17 protein-coding genes are annotated in these 17,701 nt (G+C 69.5%); 8 read left to right on the top strand and 9 right to left on the bottom strand.

The window, feature by feature from the left end:
* Positions 1-33 precede the first annotated feature (33 nt).
* Positions 34-1,251 carry an IS30 family transposase gene (locus DL991_RS19540; RefSeq protein ID WP_233598911.1) on the top strand — a complete coding sequence of 406 codons (1,218 nt, stop codon included), beginning with the start codon at positions 34-36 and terminating at the stop codon, positions 1,249-1,251.
* Positions 1,252-1,327: 76 nt separating this feature from the next.
* Here the strand turns inward: DL991_RS19540 and DL991_RS19535 are convergent, their stop codons facing one another.
* The gene (locus DL991_RS19535) at positions 1,328-1,735 is read right to left on the bottom strand and encodes a RidA family protein (RefSeq protein ID WP_233598910.1); all 408 of its coding nucleotides are present in this window, start codon (positions 1,733-1,735) and stop codon (positions 1,328-1,330) included.
* Positions 1,736-1,783: 48 nt separating this feature from the next.
* Here DL991_RS19535 and mtnA point away from each other — a divergent pair, with 48 nt between their 5' ends.
* A complete protein-coding gene (mtnA, locus tag DL991_RS19530) occupies positions 1,784-2,749 on the top strand; it encodes an S-methyl-5-thioribose-1-phosphate isomerase (protein ID WP_125785761.1) in 966 nt (321 codons plus the stop codon).
* On the opposite strand, the gene DL991_RS19525 is transcribed toward mtnA, so the two are convergent.
* The 4 genes from DL991_RS19525 to DL991_RS19510 all read right to left on the bottom strand — a co-directional run bounded on the left by DL991_RS19525 (position 2,721) and on the right by DL991_RS19510 (position 6,376).
* Entirely contained in the window at positions 2,721-3,608 is an 888-nt protein-coding gene (locus DL991_RS19525; RefSeq protein ID WP_233598905.1) for a nuclear transport factor 2 family protein, read from the bottom strand. The two genes, mtnA and DL991_RS19525, sit on opposite strands and share 29 nt — an antisense overlap.
* 84 nt (positions 3,609-3,692) lie before the next feature.
* Positions 3,693-4,913: a GNAT family N-acetyltransferase gene (locus DL991_RS19520; RefSeq protein ID WP_125785760.1), complete on the bottom strand. Its 1,221-nt coding sequence runs from the start codon at positions 4,911-4,913 to the stop codon at positions 3,693-3,695.
* Between the two features lie 54 nt (positions 4,914-4,967).
* Positions 4,968-5,183: a ferredoxin gene (locus DL991_RS19515; RefSeq protein WP_125785759.1), complete on the bottom strand. Its 216-nt coding sequence runs from the start codon at positions 5,181-5,183 to the stop codon at positions 4,968-4,970.
* 2 nt (positions 5,184-5,185) lie between these two features.
* Positions 5,186-6,376 carry a cytochrome P450 gene (locus tag DL991_RS19510; RefSeq protein ID WP_125785758.1) on the bottom strand — a complete coding sequence of 397 codons (1,191 nt, stop codon included), beginning with the start codon at positions 6,374-6,376 and terminating at the stop codon, positions 5,186-5,188.
* Between the two features lie 114 nt (positions 6,377-6,490).
* On the opposite strand from DL991_RS19510, the gene DL991_RS19505 reads away from it, so the two are divergent.
* Both DL991_RS19505 and DL991_RS19500 read left to right on the top strand, forming a co-directional pair.
* Positions 6,491-7,057 (top strand): TetR/AcrR family transcriptional regulator, encoded by a 567-nt coding sequence (locus DL991_RS19505; protein WP_125785757.1) that lies wholly within the window; start codon positions 6,491-6,493, stop codon positions 7,055-7,057.
* Positions 7,058-7,098: 41 nt separating this feature from the next.
* A complete protein-coding gene (locus DL991_RS19500) occupies positions 7,099-8,013 on the top strand; it encodes a phosphotransferase family protein (RefSeq protein WP_125785756.1) in 915 nt (304 codons plus the stop codon).
* On the opposite strand, the gene DL991_RS19495 is transcribed toward DL991_RS19500, so the two are convergent.
* Together DL991_RS19495 and DL991_RS19490 are read right to left on the bottom strand one after the other, a co-directional pair.
* Positions 7,994-9,196 (bottom strand): cytochrome P450, encoded by a 1,203-nt coding sequence (locus DL991_RS19495; RefSeq protein ID WP_125785755.1) that lies wholly within the window; start codon positions 9,194-9,196, stop codon positions 7,994-7,996. The two genes, DL991_RS19500 and DL991_RS19495, sit on opposite strands and share 20 nt — an antisense overlap.
* Before the next feature lie 77 nt (positions 9,197-9,273).
* Entirely contained in the window at positions 9,274-9,828 is a 555-nt protein-coding gene (locus DL991_RS19490; protein WP_158632662.1) for a TetR/AcrR family transcriptional regulator, read from the bottom strand.
* A gap of 51 nt (positions 9,829-9,879) precedes the next feature.
* On the opposite strand from DL991_RS19490, the gene DL991_RS19485 reads away from it, so the two are divergent.
* Positions 9,880-10,425, top strand: a complete 546-nt coding sequence (locus DL991_RS19485; protein ID WP_125785753.1) for a hypothetical protein — start codon at positions 9,880-9,882, stop codon at positions 10,423-10,425.
* A gap of 631 nt (positions 10,426-11,056) precedes the next feature.
* On the opposite strand, the gene DL991_RS19480 is transcribed toward DL991_RS19485, so the two are convergent.
* The gene (locus tag DL991_RS19480; RefSeq protein WP_125785752.1) at positions 11,057-12,067 is read right to left on the bottom strand and encodes a serine hydrolase; all 1,011 of its coding nucleotides are present in this window, start codon (positions 12,065-12,067) and stop codon (positions 11,057-11,059) included.
* 121 nt (positions 12,068-12,188) lie between these two features.
* Here DL991_RS19480 and DL991_RS19475 point away from each other — a divergent pair, with 121 nt between their 5' ends.
* A complete protein-coding gene (locus DL991_RS19475) occupies positions 12,189-13,010 on the top strand; it encodes a helix-turn-helix domain-containing protein (RefSeq protein WP_125785751.1) in 822 nt (273 codons plus the stop codon).
* Here the strand turns inward: DL991_RS19475 and DL991_RS19470 are convergent.
* A complete protein-coding gene (locus tag DL991_RS19470; protein WP_125785750.1) occupies positions 12,987-15,752 on the bottom strand; it encodes an FAD-binding and (Fe-S)-binding domain-containing protein in 2,766 nt (921 codons plus the stop codon). The genes DL991_RS19475 and DL991_RS19470 overlap by 24 nt on opposite strands.
* A gap of 76 nt (positions 15,753-15,828) precedes the next feature.
* Between DL991_RS19470 and DL991_RS19465 the strand changes: the two genes are divergently transcribed.
* Entirely contained in the window at positions 15,829-17,025 is a 1,197-nt protein-coding gene (locus DL991_RS19465; RefSeq protein WP_125785749.1) for a GAF domain-containing protein, read from the top strand.
* Entirely contained in the window at positions 16,995-17,636 is a 642-nt protein-coding gene (locus DL991_RS19460; protein WP_125785748.1) for a response regulator transcription factor, read from the top strand. Before DL991_RS19465 ends, DL991_RS19460 begins: the two co-directional genes overlap by 31 nt.
* Positions 17,637-17,701: the final 65 nt, after the last annotated feature.

Below are 17,701 nucleotides of genomic sequence, written 5' to 3'. Positions count from 1 at the left end.
CTCGGGGTCATGGGGTTGTTGCAACACCGTGTGATGGAGGGCGGGGTTGTGGTGGTGCGGGTTCATCGGTGGTTGCCGCGGTCGGTGCGGGTGAGATTTTGGGATCAGGTCCGGGCCGGGGTGGCGGCGAAGCCGGCGGCGCGGGCGGTGGGGCTGTCCCCGACGACGGGGGTGCGGTTGTTCCGGCAGGCTGGCGGGGTGATCGGTAACGCACCACGCCGGCCTGGGCCGGTCCGGTTGAGCCTGGCCGAGCGGGAAGAGATCGCCTGCCTGAAAGCCGCGGGCCAGGGGCCTCGCGCGATCGGGCGGGTGATCGGCCGCCCGGCCTCGACGGTGTCACGCGAGCTGGCCCGTAACACCGGCCGGTCCGGTGCTTATCGGGCCGTCAGCGCCCAGCACACGGCCGAGCACCGCGCGAAACGCCCGAAGGTCGCGAAACTGGCCGCGGACCCGGTGCTGCGGGACGTTGTGCAGAACAGGCTGGACCGTAAATGGTCCCCCCGCCAGATCTCGCGGAGACTGGTGCTGGAGTTCCCCGACCGGCCGGAGATGCGGGTGTCACACGAGACGATCTACCAAGCACTGTATGTCCAGGGAAAAGGCGCGCTGCGCCGCGAACTCACCCAGGCGCTGCGGACCGGGCGGGCGCTGCGGATGCCCCGCCGCCAGGCCCAGACCCGCCGGGAACGCACCCCCGGCGGAATCAAGGACATGGTCAACATCAGCGAACGCCCCGCCGAGGCCGCCGACCGCGCCGTCCCCGGCCACTGGGAAGGCGACCTGATCCTGGGCAAGGACAACAAATCCGCGATAGGGACCCTCGTGGAACGCACAACCCGGTTCGTGATGCTGCTGCACCTGCCCCACGGACGAGACGCGGCCACCGTCGCTCACGCGATGACCCAGACCATCCACACCCTGCCACCCCTGCTGACCAAGTCCCTGACCTGGGACCAGGGCAAAGAAATGGCCCAGCACAAGAAAACCACCCTGGCCACCGGGATCGACATCTACTTCTGCGACCCCCACGCACCCTGGCAACGCGGCACCAACGAGAACACCAACGGCCTGCTCCGCCAATACCTCCCCAAAAGCACCGACCTCACCCAGCACACCGCCAAGGACCTCGCACACATCGCCACCGAACTCAACGGACGACCCCGCGAAACCCTCAACTGGCACACACCCACCGAAGCCCTCGAAGCACTACTCTCAGGCCAACAAACAATGCGTGTTGCAACCACCATGTGAATCCACCCCTCCTTGAGGGACTCTGGGTCCCTCAAGGAGGCCTTCACGGAACTTCGCAGACTCGGCGAGCGAGAGATCAGGCCGTGGCGGCGGTGACGTCGAGCTCGACGAGCTGCCCGGGGTAGCCGAGCTGCGCGACGCCGAGCAGCGTGCTCGCGGTCGTGAAGGCGCCCCCGATCTCCGACTTCACGAACCGGTCCCATACGGCGGAAAGCACCTCGGCGTCCGGCGTCACCACGTAGATCACCGTGCGGACGACGTCGGCCGGGGTCGCCTTGGCGAAGGCGAGCGCGGCGGCGGTGTTCGCGACGACCTGGTCGACCTGGGCGAGGACGTCACCGTCGACGACCTTGCCGTCTTCGGCGAGCGGGCATTGGCCGGCGAGGTGGACGTCCCGTCGTCCTTCGACGATGGTCACGTGGTGGTAGGTGGGCGTGGGGTGCAGACCGGGCGGATGGTGGCGTTGAATGGTCACGAGCCGCATCCTCATCGAGGCGGTCGCGACGGGACAACCGGATTTCACGGGGGAGCCATGCGCAGGACGATCGACTGGACCGGCGACGCGGTCACGATCATCGACCAGACCGCCCTGCCGGCCGAGTATCGCGTGCTCGAACTGCGCACGGTCGGCGAACTCGTCGGCGCCGTCCAGCGGCTCGCGGTCCGCGGGGCACCGGCGCTCGGCGCGGCGGGGGCGCTCGGTGTGGTGCTCGCGACCCGCGCGAAGGGTGACGTCGAGGCCGAGGCGCGCCGGGTCGCGCAGGCCCGGCCGACAGCGGTCAACCTGAGCTGGGGTGTCTCCCGTGCGCTCGCGAAGCTCCCGGAGGGGCCGGAAGCCGTGCTCGCCGAAGCGCTGGCGATCCTCGACGAGGACGAGCGGGTCAACCACGAAGCCTCCCGGCTGGCGACCGAAGTGGTGCTCGAACACTGCGAGCGGCGGCCGTTGCGGCTGCTCAGCCACTGCAACGCGGGCCATCTCGCGACGGTCGGCTGGGGCAGCGCGCTCGGCGTCGTCTGGCATCTGCAAGCCCGTGGCCTGGTCGAATCCGTGCTGGTCGACGAGACCCGCCCGCTGTTGCAGGGCGCCCGTCTGACCGCGTGGGAACTGGCACAGGCCGGTGTCCCGTACCGGATCCAGCCCGACGGCGCGGCCGCCGCGGCGATGGGCCGCGGCCTGGTCGACTGCGTGCTCGTCGGCGCCGACCGGATCGCCGCCAACGGCGACGTCGCCAACAAGATCGGCACCTACGGCCTGGCGATCGCGGCGAAGCATCACGGAGTCCCGTTCGTGGTCGTCGCTCCGTCGTCCACTGTGGACACCGCGATGCCGGACGGCGCCGGGATCGTGATCGAGGAACGTGATCCCGGCGAGGTCCTGAGCTTCGGCGGTACGAAGGTCGCGCCCGAAGGCGCGGAGGTGTTCAACCCGGCCTTCGACGTCACACCGTTCGACCTGGTCACCGCGGTGGTCACCGAGCAGGGGGTGCTGAACCCGTGAGCAGCTTGGTGAACAGGGCACCCATCTCCGCGTCGTCGTAGTTCAACGGGAGTGTGTCGAAGTAGTAGCGGACCATGCCGGGCTCGGTGCCCACGATCACCCCGAAGTCGATCGTCCGCCCCTTCGCCCGCACGGTCCCGCGGTACTCCTGGAACTTCGTACGCGGGCCCGCGGCCGCCTGATCCGCCGTCAGCCGTACGTCGCTCATCGCGCCCGAAAGCCTGCCGAGGTAGGCGAGATGACACTTCGGGTCGGTCACCGGTGCCGTCAGCCCCGGTCCGGTGAAGGCGGGACCTTGCCGAGGACAGTCGTCGGCGACACCGGCGAACAGTTCCCGAAGGGCGTCCTTCTCGACCGGCCGGAACCATTCCGTCCGATCGTGATAGCGACGCCCCTCGGTGACCTCACCGTTCTCGAGCACCACCCGGTAGACGGCCGGATAGCGCACCACCTGTCCGTTGATCACGGCTTCGTTGGCCGCCTCGTAGAAAACGGCGTCGCCGTTCACCACGATCTTCACCGGGGTGAACCGGAAGGCAGGGAAGGCTCCCAGCAGGGTCCGAAGGTTGTTCTCGATGTCGGCCCTGCCGCGCACCGGCGCCGCGCTGCCCGATTCGGCGAGCGTTCCGTCCGCGGCGAAAACGGTGCCGTACAACCGAACGCGGGCTTCCCGCGCTTCGGGCGTGTCCGAACGCATCGCCCCGAACTCGGTCTGTTTCGTGATGAAGGCGCAGGCACTCGGGGACACCTCGCCTTCGACTCGGTCACCCAGCTGCTCCAGGATCGCGCAACCCTCGTTCGTCTCCGCCACCGCCGGTCCGCTTCCCATCACCATCACACTGACCAGAACCGCTGCCACACCAAGGAATCTCTTGATTTTTCGCACCTGTTCACCTTGGCGAGGGAGACCGTGCGAAGTCGATTACCCGGCAGGTAATGCGGGCTAGAAGGATTCGAGACAGGACGGCTCGCGGTCGGAGGCGAAAGCCGCCGTCGCCCGCGAAACCGCGCCGGCCGTCCGTTCCTTGATCCGCCCGGCCGCGGCCAGCGTGCTCGGCCGGGTGCCGCCGAGGAAGATCGCGCCGAGGTCGATCACGTCCAGTTCGAGGTCCGGCTCGTCCTCCACCCTGGTCACGTCGGCGTTCCCGCCTTCGTCGGTGACGAGCCGCCAGTTCCCGGTGTTCCACGGGCAGAAGGCGTCGCGTACGCCGAACACCAGATCCACCGGAATGCCGTAGCGGCGCGTCTTCAGCGCGCGATCGACGTCGACGAGCCGGACCCACAGGGAGTCACCGGCGGCCCGGCTGATCTTGCGGGGATCGGCCAGGAGGTGGATGAGCGGTTCGTCGAGCGCGGCGAAGGTCTCCACCGTGCCGACCAGGTCGTAGTCGAGCAGGAAGCGGTACAACGTCGCGTACGCCTCCGGCGTGGTCGCGACCAGTTCCTGCACGATCAACGTCCCTCGCGGACCTTCTTCGTGCCAGCCGCTCTTCACCCGGTAGATCGCGTAACCGTCCGGCAGGACGGCGAACTTCAACGCGGTCGCGCCGTCGCGCCGCTGCTCCGGATCGTCGAGGTTGAACTCCCACGTCGCGCCCGGCCGGTCCAGTGCGCCGACCCGCTGTGGGGCTTCCTTGTCGTAGATCGCTTTGATCAGCGGGATCGCCTGCTCGCGCCCGACTTCGCGCACGCGTTCGGCTTCCAGTTCGACACCGGGCCGGTACGCCGCCTTCGCCTGGATCTTGGCGCGGTAGAGCTGCGCCGCGAGGCCGTACCCGAAGCGGGGGTAGATGACCGATTCGGACGACCACAGCGCGGCGATCGGTTCGGCGCCGTCGTCGTGCAGGCCGTGCAGCTGCGCCCGCATGACGCGGGTGAGCGCGCCCCGCCGCCGATGTCCCGGAGCGACGCCGACCGACGTGATCCCCGCGAACGGCGTCGGGCCGGACCCGGGGACGGTGATCTTCCGGCTGAGGATCTCCCCCATCCCGATCAGCTCGTCTCCGTCGAAGACGCCGTGCGAACGGTCGGGTTCGAACACCAGCCCCTCACGGTGCCGGAATCCATCCGACGGGTCGGAGAGGAACGCTCGCGCGAGCATGTCCGAAAGGGCGGGCAGGTCGTCGGTGGTCAAGGTGCGGAGGGTCAAGCTGTCGTCGCTCACCCTGTGGTCCTACGCCTCTTCACCGACGACCGCCAACGTATTAACGAGCGGTCATCAGGGCCGCGGCCCGATCACCTCGCCCTTTTCCGTCACCTCGATGGCCATCGCGGGGCACGAATCCGCCGCGTCCAGCACCGTCTCGTCCGGATCCACCTCCCCCTTGACCACCGTCGCCGTGGCGCCTTCGAGTTCGAAGACCTCCGGCTTCAGCGCGGCACACATCCCCGAGCCGATGCACGTGTCGCCATCGACGTCGACTTTCCAGCTCATGCTCACCATCCGATCGGCATGGAACGGGGCCCCCGCACCAGCATCTGTGTCTTCCACACGATATCGCCGTCGAGGTGCAGTCCGGGGAGATCTCGCAGCAATGCCCGCATGGCCTCCTGCAGTTCGAGCCTGGCCAGCGGGGCACCGAGACAGTGGTGCACGCCGTGCCCGAAACCGAGGTGGGGATTGCTCTCCCTGCCGAATTCGAGGGTTTCCGCCGAGGTGAACTGGAGCGCGTCCCGGTTGGCGGCACCGATGGCGACCATCACCGGCTCGCCCTCCTTCACCAGCACGTCACCCACGTGGATGTCTTCGGTGGCGTAGCGGGCGAATCCGGCTCCGGCACCCAGCGGGATGAACCGCAGCAGTTCCTCGACCGCGGCCGGGATCAGGTCGAGGTCCGCGCGGAGGCGGGCGAGCTGGTCCGGCTGTTCGAGCAGGGCATAGACGAAGTTGGGGATCTGGCTGGCGGTGGTCTCGTGCCCGGCGATCAGGATGCCGATGCACATGTCGACCAGTTCCAGTTCGCTCAGCCTGTCGCGGACGTCGCGCGCTTCGATCAGCGCGGTCATCAGGTCGTCCTGCGGCCGGGCGCGGTGCTGCTCGACGAGCACGTGCATGTACGCCCGCAGCTCGTCCTGGTTGGCCATCATCTCTTCGGTGGTCAGCGGGCTGGTCGACAGCGCGGCGTCGCTCCACACGCGGAACTTGGGCCGGTCCTCGACGGGGACGCCGAGCAGTTCGCAGATCACCGCGACCGGGATCGGCAGCGCGTAGTCCTCGACCAGGTCGGCGGGCTGTCCCTTGGCCTTCATGTCCTCGATCAGCCCTGCCGCCAGCTCGGCGACGCGCGGTCGCAGCAGTTCGACGCGGCGCATGGTGAACGCCTTCGCGACCAGCGTGCGCAGCCGGGTGTGATCGGGCGGGTCCATGCTCAGGATCCCACCCGGCCGCCTGCCCGGTGCCATCCGCGGCTCGTCCTTCTCCGCGGCCATCGCCCGCGAGAACCGCCTGTCGCCCAGCACGAAGCGCGCGTCGGCGTATCGGGTGGCGAGCCAGGCCGGCTCACCGTGCGGGAGCCGGACGCGGAGCATGCCCTTGGTGGCGCGGGCCGTCGCGTACGCCTCGTTGAGCTCAAGACCGGCGTCTTCGTTGAAGGGATAGGCGACGAATTCGGTGTCGGTGGTGGTCATTTTGTCCGGAAACCCCCCGGCTCGGCGGTTTGTAAGCAACTGCTTACAACGCTAGCCACGACCACGGTGAGCGTCAATGCGCCTACCGTGCGACGTCCGGCTAGCCTTTGCCCGATGACGGAAGAACCGCAGGTCCGCAAGCGTGACGCGGCCGCGACCCGAGCCTCCCTGCTCGGCGCGGCGGCGGCGCTCTTCGCCGAACGCGGCTTCGACCGGACGACCGTGCGGGACATCGCGAAACGCGCCGGGGTCAACCAGGCGCTGCTCTTCCGCTACTTCGGTTCGAAAGACGCCCTCTTCGAGGAAGTACTGGCACGCGGCGGGCGCGAGCAGCTGGCCACCACACCACCGGACGAACTGCTCGGGACGGCGTTGCGCAGCATGCTGGACTCCCACCCGGGCCGCGACCGCGCACTCGACGCCTACCTGCGCTCGACCGGCCACGACAGCGCCGCGGCCGCGGTCCGGCGGCAGCTCGGCGAGGAGTACGCGCAGGTGCTCGCCACGCTGACCGACGCCGACGACGCCGACCTGCGGGCCGACCTCGTCCTCGCCTGGCTGCTCGGGATCGGCCTGGTCCGCGACATCACCGGCAAGGAGCCGCTGGCCAGCGCGGATCCCGACGACGTCTGCCGCCTGGTGCTCGGCGCGGCGCGGACGCTGCTGGAGCGCAGCGGGTAAATGCGTCGCCGCTCGCCGCCCACTGCTCTACGGTCGGCTCCGTGATCTCGCTCCCGCCCGCCGGCACCGAAGCCGAGTTCGACGCGTTGACCAGGCAGGACCTGCTTCCGGCGGTGACCTCGCTGACCGGTTCGCTCGGCCTCGGCGAAGTCGTCCCGTTCACCGAGGGCTCGCTGCCGGTCTACGCCGTCGGCGACGATCTGGTGCTCAAGCTGTTCCCGCCGGTGCATCTCGGGGAACTCCCCACCGAGCGGACGATGCTCGAGGTCCTGCACGGGAAACTCCCGATCCCGACCCCCGCCGTGCACGGCGTCGGCGAGCGGGACGGCTGGGGCTACATACTCATGGAGCGCCTGCGCGGCGAAACGTTGAAGGACGCCTGGCCGAAACTGTCCACAGAGGACAAACAACGGCTCGCTCCCGAACTCGGCGAGGCGCTCGCCGCCCTGCATTCGCTGCACGACCCGCGCCTCGACGTCCTGGATCCGGCGGACTGGGCCACGTTCGTCGCCGGGCAGCGTGAAAAGGTCGTCGAACATCACCGCCGGACCGGCCTCGACGAAAGCTGGATCGCGCAAATCCCGGCGTTCCTCGACTCCGTCGACCTCGGCACGCCGCCCGTCGTCCCGCTGCACACCGAGTTCATGCGCGACCACCTCATGGTCGTCCACGACGGCGGACGTCCGCGGCTGACCGGGCTCTTCGACTTCGAACCGGCGATGCGAGGCGCGGCCGAGTACGACTTCGTCGCCGTCGGCCTGTTCGTTTCGGGCGGGGACAAGGACTTCCTGCGACGGCTGCTGACCGGTTACGGCGCCGAGCCGTCCGAGGAGTTCTCCCGGCGTTGCCTGGCGTACGCCCTTCTGCACGTCTACAGCAATTTCACCTGGTACTTCAAGGTTCTTCCCGCGCCGGAAGAACCGACGCCGGAGAGCCTCAGCCGCGCTTGGTGGTAGCCCACGTCACCGGCACCGCTTCGGGGCCGCGGATCGAAAGCGGCGGACGCCAGACGATGTCCGACGCCGGGACGGCGAGGTCCAGTCCCGGCAGGCCGTCGAGCAGGGTCCGGAACGCGATCTCCCCTTCGAGCCGGGCGAGCGCCGCGCCGAGACAGAAGTGGATGCCGTGCCCGAACCCGAGCTGCGGCGCGTTCCGGCGCCGGATGTCGAACCGCGAAGCGCCGGGGAAAGCGCCTTCGTCACGGTTCGCCGCGCCGGTGTGGGCCAGCACGGCCTCACCGCGCCGGACCAGACCGCCGCTCAGTTCGACGTCCTCCAGCGCGACCCGGAGCAGGGACGCGTCGGCCGGTCCGTCGAAGCGCATGATCTCCTCGACGGCCCCCGCCGTCAGCCCGGGATCCGAGCGCAACGCCGCGAGCTGATCCGGATTCCCCGCCAGCAGGACGATCCCGGTCGCGATCAGGCTGACCGTGGTCTCGTGCCCGGCGAGCAGGAGTTGCGTGGCCAGATCGATCAACTCGGCCTCGGTGAGCCGGTCACCGTCCTCGTCGTGCGCATGCACGAGAACGCTGAGCAGGTCCTCGCCCGGCTTCGCCCGCTTGACAGCGACGAGTGCCGCCATGTCTTCCGCCCCGTCACGCCGGGCCCGCGCCACTTCCGCCGGGGTGTACGCCATCGGCGTGACGATCACCCGCGACCACTGCCGGAACCTTTCCCTGCCTTCGAAAGGGACGCCGAGGATCTCGCACATGACCGCCGTGGGCAGCGGAAAAGCGAACATCTCCACCAGATCCACCGGCGGACCGTGCTCGGCCAGCTCCCGCAGCAGCGTGTCGGCGATCTCCTGGATCCGCGGCCGCAGCGCGGCGATCCGGCGGACGGTGAAGGCCTGCGCCGTCAGCTTCCGCAACCGCGTGTGATCCGGCGGGTCCATGTTCAGGATGCTGTGCTCGCCGGTGGAGAAGTCACCCGGTTCGACGAGGCACGGCGCGTCCGGTGCGAGCAGGTTCCGGGAGAACCGGGTGTCCGAGAAGATCAGGCGGACGTCTTCGTACCGGGTCACCAGCCAGCCTTCGCAACCGCTGGGGAAGACGACCCGGGACATCGGCGGATACTCGGCGTAGACCGCGCCCATCGGGGTCGCTGGGACGTCCTTCGCCGCGGGATACGTGGCTGTCATGGAGCCGATGATGAGTGGCGTGAAGCGCCGCCGGAAGGCTCCGGCGGCTCACCCGCCCGAAGAGCCGAAGATCCCTCTCACCCGGTGATAATCCCGCGCAGGAACTCCAGATAGCCCGGCCGCTCGGTCGCGGACAGCAACGTTCCGCCGCTCGCCCGCTGAGCCTGGATCAGTCCGATGAAAGCCGTGTACGCCAGCAAACCCCGATGCCGGGCCTCGGTTTCCGGGCAGTCCATCTCCAGGAAGCAGCGGACGATGAAGTCGACGCGTCGCGCGGTGACGTCGGCGAGCAGCGGACCGATCACCGGATCGCCGGCGTGGGCGAGCAGCGCCAGTTCGGCCCGCTCGTCGTCCTTGCCCCCGAAGACGAGTTCGAAGAGCTCACGCAGCCTTCGTTCCGGGTCCGCGATGCCGTCCAGCAACGTGATCAGCGCCTCGGTGTCCTGCTCGGCCCACCGGCGCACCGCGGCTTCGACCAGCGCGTCCCGATTCGCGAAATGCCAGTAGAAGCTGCCTTTCGTCGTCCCGAGCTTCGCCGCGAGGGGCTCGACGGCGATCGCGGCGACCCCGCCTTCGCACAGCGCTTCGAGCGCCGCGTCCGCCCAATCCTCACGTGCGAGCTTCCTTTTCACGCCACGTACGCTACCGTATGGAAAACCATACGGCACCGTACGGAGGCGGCCATGTCTTTCGGTTCACCCGCGAACTGGGGCGCGACCCCGGAAGAACGCCGCCGCGCGCAGCCGGCGGACACCCTGCTCGACGGCCCTGTCGCGCGCTTCGACCGCGCGGTCACCGTGCACGCGCCCGCCGCGCTCGCCTACCGCTGGCTCTGCCAGATCTCGGTCGCGCCCTACAGCTACGACCTGCTCGACAACCTGGGGCGCCGCAGTCCCGGCACCCTCACCCCCGGCGCCGACGAACTCGCGCCCGGCGACACGCTGATCGTGTTCGAGCTGACCGAGGTCGAACGCGGACACCACCTCACCGGCCGCACCTTCGCCAAATCGGAGAACCTGTTCGGCCCGGTGGCCGCGACGTACTCGGTCGAACCGATCGACGAGCGGTCCTGCCGGATGCTGTGCCGCATCGTCGTGACCTCGAAGGGCTTCCGCGGGCGCCTCAAGGAGTTCCTGCTGGGCTGGGGCGACCTGATCATGATGCGGAAACAGCTGCTGACATTGAAGAAGCACGCGGAACGGGACGCGCGCCTCGGCCGCGTGTCGTGAGTGGTGACCCCGGTTAGGCCCCGGCGGCCTGGTGGCACAACCGTCCCAGTGTCACCAGGGATCACACCGGCGGGTAGCGAAGGGCCCCTTCACTACCTTGAGGGTCAGGGTCCCGGCAAAGTCGAGATCTCGCAGGTCAGGCGACTATTCCTGCACTGTCGGCAGACCGGATTCTGGGCGCCGGCGGGGCTTCGGTGTCCACAAGGGGCACCGCCGGGTGAGTGAGCGTCCGATTGATGCCGCTATGTACGTTTCTGCGGGGGTCGTGAGTGGCATTGAGGGTTAGAACAACAAAAATCACTCACGACCCTCTCGCAAAACCGTGCAAATCATCTAAATCAGGCACCTTTGTCTCGTAAAGCGTCCCTTGTGGACAGCCAAGAGCCAGGTGAGGCTCCTTGCGGGAGGCCGCTCCAGTCGGGTCCACCGCGACACGTTCGCCTTGTCCCGCTCTGGCGGCGGAGCCGACCAGCAGTTATGCGACTTGGCCGGGACCCTGACCCTCAAGGTAGGCAAGGAGGCCTTCACGGACCGGAGAGCGGCGGCCCATACGCCACTTTTGCCTTACCCCTCAACTAGATGACCCGAAATCCACACGGTCCCGCTCTCCTGCCCGAGCACAGCGCATGTCTCAGCGGAACCCGGCCTCCAGGAGCGCGGTGAGGACGGCGCCCGGGTCGTCCCATGCCCCGGTCGCCCAGTCGGCGTTGATATTCGCCGCCATCAGGTGCGTGCCGTCGCGGGAGCCGTAGACGTAGGTCCACGAACCGAAAAGCGCTCCACCCATCCCCCACACCTCCGTTCCATCGGACAGGGTCAGCGACGAGACGCCGAGCCCGTAGGACGCGCTGTCGAGCCAATCCCGGGTGGGTGTCGTGGTGAACATCGCGCTCTGCTGCTCCGGCGGCAGCAGGCGCCCGCCCAGCAGAGCCTCGAAGAACCGCAGGAGGTCGCCGGCACTGGAGACCATGCCGCCCGCCGCCCAGTACGGGCTCGGCTCCAGCGCGGAGGCGTCGTGGATCTCCGCGTCGGGATCGGGTGAGAACAGTTTCGTGTAATGAACGGAATGCGGCTCGCCGAGGGTTTCGTCGCCCGCCCGCGGCAGCCTGGTCGCGGTCAGCCCGAGCGGGCGGGTGACCCGGTCGGTGATCTCGTCGGCGAGATCCCTTCCCGTGACCCGTTCGGCGACCATTCCGGCCAGAACGTAGTTCGTGTTCGAGTAACCCCACCCCGCACCGGGCGCGAAGTCGGCCGGATGAGCCATCGCGATCTCGGCGAGCTGGTGGGGGGTATAGGTTTCGCGCGTGGACAGCGCGGGCTGGTCCTGGGTGTAGTTGAACAGGCCGCTGGTGTGGTTCAGCAGCCGCCGGACGGGGATCTCGTCGCCGCGCGCGACCAGCCCCGGCAGCCACTTCCCCACCGGGTCGTCCAGGTCGAGCCGGTTCTCGGCGGCCAACTGCAGGACCACCGTGGCGGTGAACGTCTTGGTGACGCTCCCGATGCGGAACCGGTCCTCCGCCGAGCGCTCCCGCACCTCGGACCAGGTCTGATCGTGCTCGCGGATTTCAGCAAGGATGCCGGGCACGCCCGCCTCGGACACCGCCTTGTCGAGGACGTCCCGTACCTCGTCGATCTTCGTCATGACGTCGACGCTAGGTTTGCGTTTCCACAAGCGTCAACACCAGCGAAGGCCGTTTCAGCGAAATATCGGGGAATTAGTGCGATCCATTGCACTGAGCTGTCGATGAACGCACACTGGTGCGATGACCGCCGCAAGACTCACCGCTCAGGAGCGCGGACGCATCGCGTCCGGCCTGGCCGACGGCCTCGGGTACGCCGAGATCGCGCGAGCGCTGGGCAGACCGACATCGACCGTGAGCCGTGAGGTCACCCGCAACGGCGGGCGACGTGGTTACCGCGCCGAGCACGCCCAGCACGCCACCGCCTGGCGCGCTCGCCGAGGAGCGGCTTCCCCGGCGGAGCCACCGTCCTTTCCGGACACTCACGGCCGGGATCCGGCGGCCGTCCTCGCCTACGCCGACCGGTTCGCCGCGATGATGGTCCGCGCCGGGCTTCCCCGGATGGCGGCACGGGTGCTCGCCTGTCTGGTCACCACCGATTCCGGTGGCCTGACCGCCGCCGATTTGGTCGGGAGACTGCGGGTCAGCCCAGCTTCGGTCTCGAAAGCGGTCGCTTACCTGGAAGGCCTCGAAGTCGTCGAGCGCGAAGCCGTGGGCAGACGTGAGCGGTACTTCATCGACGACGACGTCTGGCTGCGTGCGTGGCTGGCCAGTGCCCGGACCAACGCGACCTGGGCGGACACCGCCCGCGACGGCGCCCGCGTCCTCGACCCTGGCACCCCGGCCGGCGCACGGCTGGCCCGGATGAGCCGGTTCTTCGCGACCGTGACCGACGACATGGCGGCGAGCCCCAGCGCCACCGCGCGGGACGACGCCGTGACCGTGCTCGCCGCCCTCGCCGTCGCCGACCCGGCCGTGGTGGACCGGATCACCGGGTCGTTCGGCTGGGAACGGGACCGCGTCGACGCGGTCCGTGAACTGCTATGGCAGCGCACGCCTCAGTAGTTCCGCCAGGTGCACGGCCCGCCGCCCGTCGAGTTGCTCGATCTGCGTCCGGCAGCTGAACCCGTCCGCGACCACCTCGGTGCCCTCGGCCGCGGCGCGGATCGCGGGCAGCATGCGGTCTTCGGCGCAGGCGACGGAAACGTCGTAGTGCCCGCGTTCGAAGCCGAAGTTGCCGGCCAGTCCACAGCAACCGGAGTCCATTGTGGAATTACGGATACCCGCGGCGCGCATCGCGGCCTCGTCGGCGTCGAAACCGAGCACGGCGTGCTGGTGACAGTGCACCTGACTGAGCGCCTCCACGTCCAGTGACCGGAATTCGAGCGGCGAGTCCTCGACGAGTTCGGCGAACGTCCTGGTCTGGTCGGCCAGCAGTTTCGCCACCGGGTCGCCGGGCACGAGAGCCGGGAGGTCACCGCGGAACAGAGCCGTGCAACTCGGCTCCAGTCCGGCGACCAGGTAGCCCGATCGCAGGTACGGTTCGAGTACGGAAAGCGTACGGCGCAACACTTTCTTCGCCACATCGAGCTGTCCGGTGGACACCAAGGTGAGGCCGCAGCAGACGCCTCGATCGGGCAGCACGACGTCGTAGCCCGCCGCGGTGAGCACCTCGGCCGCGGCGTCGAGGACGTCCGGGGTGAGGTAGTTGTTGAAGGAGTCGGGCCACAGCACCACGGGCCGGGAGCCGGTCGCCCAGCGCTTGAGATCGGCGCGGCGTCGCGTGAACGGCGCCGGGGCGAAGGTCGGCAGATCCCGTTCCGGCGCGATCCCGCCGAGCTTCTTCAGCAGCCCGGAGAACCAGCGCGACATCGTGTTCGCCGGCCGGGGCGCCAGCGAGGCGGCGCGCAGCCACACCGGCAGCCAGCCCATCGAATAGTGCGACGCCGGGCGCAGCCGTCCCTTGTGGTGCTGGTGCAGGAATTCCGCCTTGTAGGTCGCCATGTCGACGTCGACCGGGCAATCGGACAGACAGCCCTTGCAGGACAGGCAGAGGTCCAGCGCCTCGGCGACCTCCTCCGAACGCCAGCCGTCGGTGATCAGTTCGCCGTTCACCATTTCGGCGAGCAGATGCGCGCGGCCCCGCGTCGAGTGCTTCTCCTCGCGTGTGGCGCGGTAACTCGGGCACATCACGCCCGCTCCGGTGGTGTTGCGGCATTTCCCGACGCCGACGCAGCGCCGCATCGCCTGCCCGAAGCTCCCCCTGTCCTCCGGGTACGCGAGCGCGGTGACGTCTTCGAGGTCCAGCGGCGCGCGCCGCACGCGGAGATCGGCGTCGACCGGCCTGGGATTCACCAGGATGCCCGGGTTCATCCTGCCCGCCGGATCGAAGATTCCCTTGAACCGCGCGAAAAGCGCGAGCATCTCGGGGCTGTACATCCGGGAGAGCAGTTCCGAGCGGGCCTGTCCGTCGCCGTGTTCCCCGGACAGCGAGCCGCCGTGCGCGGCGACCAGGTCGGCCGCCTCTTCGAGGAACGACCGGAATCCGGCGATCCCTCGCGGGGACAGCAGATCGAAGTCCAGCCGCAGGTGCAGGCAGCCCTCGCCGTAGTGGCCGTAGACCACGCTCTTGCGGCCGTGCTCGCGCATGAGTTGTTTGAACTCCCGCAAGTAGGCGCCCAGCCGCTCGGGCGGGACGGCGGCGTCCTCCCACCCGGGCCAGGCTTCCTCACCCCCGGCCAGCCGTGTCGCGAGACCGGCACCCTCCTCCCGGATCCGCCACAACCGCTTCTGCGCGGCCGCGTCGTCCAGCAGCGCGGAACCGGTCAACGCGCCGCGCAGGCCGGCGATCAGCCCGCGTGCCTGGTCCGGATCGGCCATCTCGACGAACAGCCAGGCGCCGCCCGGCGGAAGCCCGTCGGCGCGGCCCGGTTCCAGGAGTGCGACGAGGTCCGCGTCGACACCCTCCACGGTCAGCGGCGACCACGGCAGGATCGCCGGGACGGCGTCGGCCGCGGCGATGTCGGACTCGAAACCGAGCACCGCGAGCACCTTGCGTTCCGGGACCTCGGCGAGGGAGACGGTCGCCTCCAGCACGGTGACGCAGGTGCCTTCGCTGCCGACGAGCGCCTTGGCGACGTCGAAACCGTTTTCCGGCAACAGGTGTTCCAGCCCGTACCCGGACACCCGCCTGCTGAAGGTGGACAGTTCGGTGCGCAGCGACGCCAGGTTGTCCCGGACTAGCGCGCGTAACTCCGAGAAGACCCGGCCTTCCGTGCCGGGTTTGGCGGCCCGCGCGTCCACTTCGGACGGCGAGGTCGGGCCGACGGTCAGCCGGGTGCCGTCGTAGAGCAGCACGTCCAGCTCGCGGAGGACGTCGACCGTGCGGCCATAAGCGACCGAATGCGAGCCGCAGGCGTTGTTGCCGATCATCCCGCCGATCGTGCACCGCGAATGCGTCGACGGATCGGGTCCGAACCGGAGGCCGTGCGGCGCGGCGAGGCGCTGGAGGTCGTCGAGGACGGTTCCCGGGGCGACCCTCGCCGTGCGCGCGCCCGGATCGAGAGCGAGGACGCCGCCGAGGTGGCGCGAAGTGTCGATCACGACACCCGGCCCGCACGAGTTGCCCGCGACGCTGGTGCCGCCGCCGCGGGCGATCACCGGCAGCCCGGCCTCACGGCAAGCTGCGACGGCCGCGATCACCTCGTCGACGCTCCTCGGCAGCACCACACCCTTCGGCACGTGCCGGTAGTTGGAGGCATCGGTCGTGTACAGCGCCAGTGTCGCGGCGTCCGCCAGGATCTCCACGGGTCCATTCAAGACAACCGCGGGCGAGAACGCATCGGCGAACCTCTCCGGACGGGTGTGTCGGAAACCACGTCCGATGTGCGATCGTGAGCGCGTGACGGCGAGACGGCACGCCGCTGAAGACCTCGCCGCCGAGCACAGCGCGGTGCTCGGCGGGCTTCTTCGCGAGCGCGAAGAGCTGCTCGCCACCCTCGACCGGGTCGCGGCGCTCAACGGCACCGCGCGGCTGATCCGCGAGTCGATCGGCACCCATTCCGGCTTCGTCGCCGAGCTGACCGGACCCGAGCAGGCGGTGATCCGCTGGATGTCGGGCACCCGCACGGACGCGCTGCAGGATCTCGCCGTGCCGATCGGCCAGGGCATCGGCGGGCGCGTGCTCGCGCTGGGCAAGCCGGTGCGGGTCAACGACTACGTCAACTCGCCGAGCATCACCCACCAGTTCGACGCGCAGGTGCGCGGCGAGGGCCTCGCCGCGATGATCGCCGTCCCGATCGTCAACGGGAACGAGACCGTCGCCATCGCGTACGCCGCCATGCGCGAGCGCCGCGACTTCGGCGACGACGCGGTCAAGTCGCTCGAAGACATCGCCGGCGAGGCGGGCCGGGCGCTGAAACTGGCGTCGGTCGCCGAGGCCGACCGCGAAACGGCGCTGTCCGCCGAGCGGCTCCGGATGCAGAGCGCGCTGCACGATTCGGTCGGCGCGCTGCTGTTCTCCATCGGCGTCCAGGTCAGGAACCTGCACGAGGACATCAGCGACAACCCGGCGCTCGAATCGCGGCTGCGGCGGCTGGAAGGCGACGTCTCGGCCGCGTCGAGGGCGCTGCGCGAGTCGCTGCTGGCGTTGTCGGAGTCGAGCCCGGAACGCGCGCTGCCGGTGGAACTGGCCGAGCACTGCCGCTCGTTCCAGGCCCGCTGCGGCGTCCCGGCGCGGTTCGTCCAGCTCGCCCCCGTGCCGCGGCTCGACGCCGAACGCACCGGCCTGCTGGTGGCGGCCGTCCGGGAAGGCCTGCTCAACGTGGAGAAACACGCCGACGCGCTGTCCGTCGTGGTCAGCCTGCTGCCCAGCGACGACGGCGTGCAGGTGGTCGTCGCCGACGACGGGACCGGTCATCGCACCGAAGAGGCCGAGGAACCCGAACCCGGCACCGGGATGGGGCTGCGCGCGCTGGCCGAACGCGCCGCGCGGCTCGGCGGCCGGGTCAGCCTGGTCCGCGACGAGGACGACGGGTGCACGCTGCGCGCATGGGTACCGGAACCGTGCCGTCGCCGGTGACGGTGCTCGTCGTGGACGACCATCCGGTGGTCCGCGACGGGGTGAGCCTGCTGCTGCGCTACGACCCGGCGATGACCGTGGTCGGTTCGGCCGAGACCGGCCGGTCCGCGATTCAGCGGGCGGGTGAGCTGAAGCCGGCGCTGATCCTGCTCGACCTGCGGTTGCCGGACATGCTCGCGCCCGAGGTCATCGCCGAACTCCGGCGTGTGCACCCGGCGGGGCGGATCGTGGTGTTCACCGCGCACGGCGACCATCAGGGCGTCCGGGCCGCGCTGGACTCCGGGGCGCACGGCTGCCTGCTCAAGGACGTCGCCGGGACGGATCTGGTGGCGGCGCTGCGGCAGGTGCTCAAGGGCGAACGCGTCGTCGATCCGCGCATCTTCCCCGACGACGGCCAGCGGTCGGACGCGCTGGCCCGCAGCGGCCTGACGCGGCGTGAGTACGAGGTCCTGAGGCTGGCCGCGCAGGGACAGACGAATCCGGAGATCGCGGAATCGATCGGACTGGCGCGGAACACGGTGAAGACGTACCTGCAGTCCGCTTTGCACAAACTCGGCGCCAGGAACCGCGTCGAGGCCATCGGCAAGGCCTCCGAAGCCGGCCTCCTCTGACCCGCCACAACGGTCTCCCCAAGGGCGCCCCGCGCCCGACGGAGACTTCACCGTCGCGCGCCCTC

This window comes from Amycolatopsis sp. WAC 01375, assembly GCF_003947325.1.
GTDB lineage: Bacteria > Actinomycetota > Actinomycetes > Mycobacteriales > Pseudonocardiaceae > Amycolatopsis.
The sequence above is the reverse complement of the archived record's forward strand: the minus strand, read 5'-3'. Positions and strand labels throughout refer to the sequence as shown.

Bases quoted from the DNA above. Each gene is read 5' to 3' on its own strand.
- DL991_RS19540 (WP_233598911.1), top strand. From the start codon at position 34: ATGGAGGGCGGGGTTGTGGTGGTGCGGGTTCATCGGTGGTTGCCGCGG.
- DL991_RS19535 (WP_233598910.1), bottom strand. From the start codon at position 1,735: ATGCGGCTCGTGACCATTCAACGCCACCATCCGCCCGGTCTGCACCCC.
- mtnA (WP_125785761.1), top strand. From the start codon at position 1,784: ATGCGCAGGACGATCGACTGGACCGGCGACGCGGTCACGATCATCGAC.
- DL991_RS19515 (WP_125785759.1), bottom strand. From the start codon at position 5,183: ATGAGCTGGAAAGTCGACGTCGATGGCGACACGTGCATCGGCTCGGGG.
- DL991_RS19510 (WP_125785758.1), bottom strand. From the start codon at position 6,376: ATGACCACCACCGACACCGAATTCGTCGCCTATCCCTTCAACGAAGAC.
- DL991_RS19505 (WP_125785757.1), top strand. From the start codon at position 6,491: ATGACGGAAGAACCGCAGGTCCGCAAGCGTGACGCGGCCGCGACCCGA.
- DL991_RS19495 (WP_125785755.1), bottom strand. From the start codon at position 9,196: ATGACAGCCACGTATCCCGCGGCGAAGGACGTCCCAGCGACCCCGATG.
- DL991_RS19485 (WP_125785753.1), top strand. From the start codon at position 9,880: ATGTCTTTCGGTTCACCCGCGAACTGGGGCGCGACCCCGGAAGAACGC.
- DL991_RS19480 (WP_125785752.1), bottom strand. From the start codon at position 12,067: ATGACGAAGATCGACGAGGTACGGGACGTCCTCGACAAGGCGGTGTCC.
- DL991_RS19475 (WP_125785751.1), top strand. From the start codon at position 12,189: ATGACCGCCGCAAGACTCACCGCTCAGGAGCGCGGACGCATCGCGTCC.
- DL991_RS19465 (WP_125785749.1), top strand. From the start codon at position 15,829: ATGTGCGATCGTGAGCGCGTGACGGCGAGACGGCACGCCGCTGAAGAC.
- DL991_RS19460 (WP_125785748.1), top strand. From the start codon at position 16,995: ATGGGTACCGGAACCGTGCCGTCGCCGGTGACGGTGCTCGTCGTGGAC.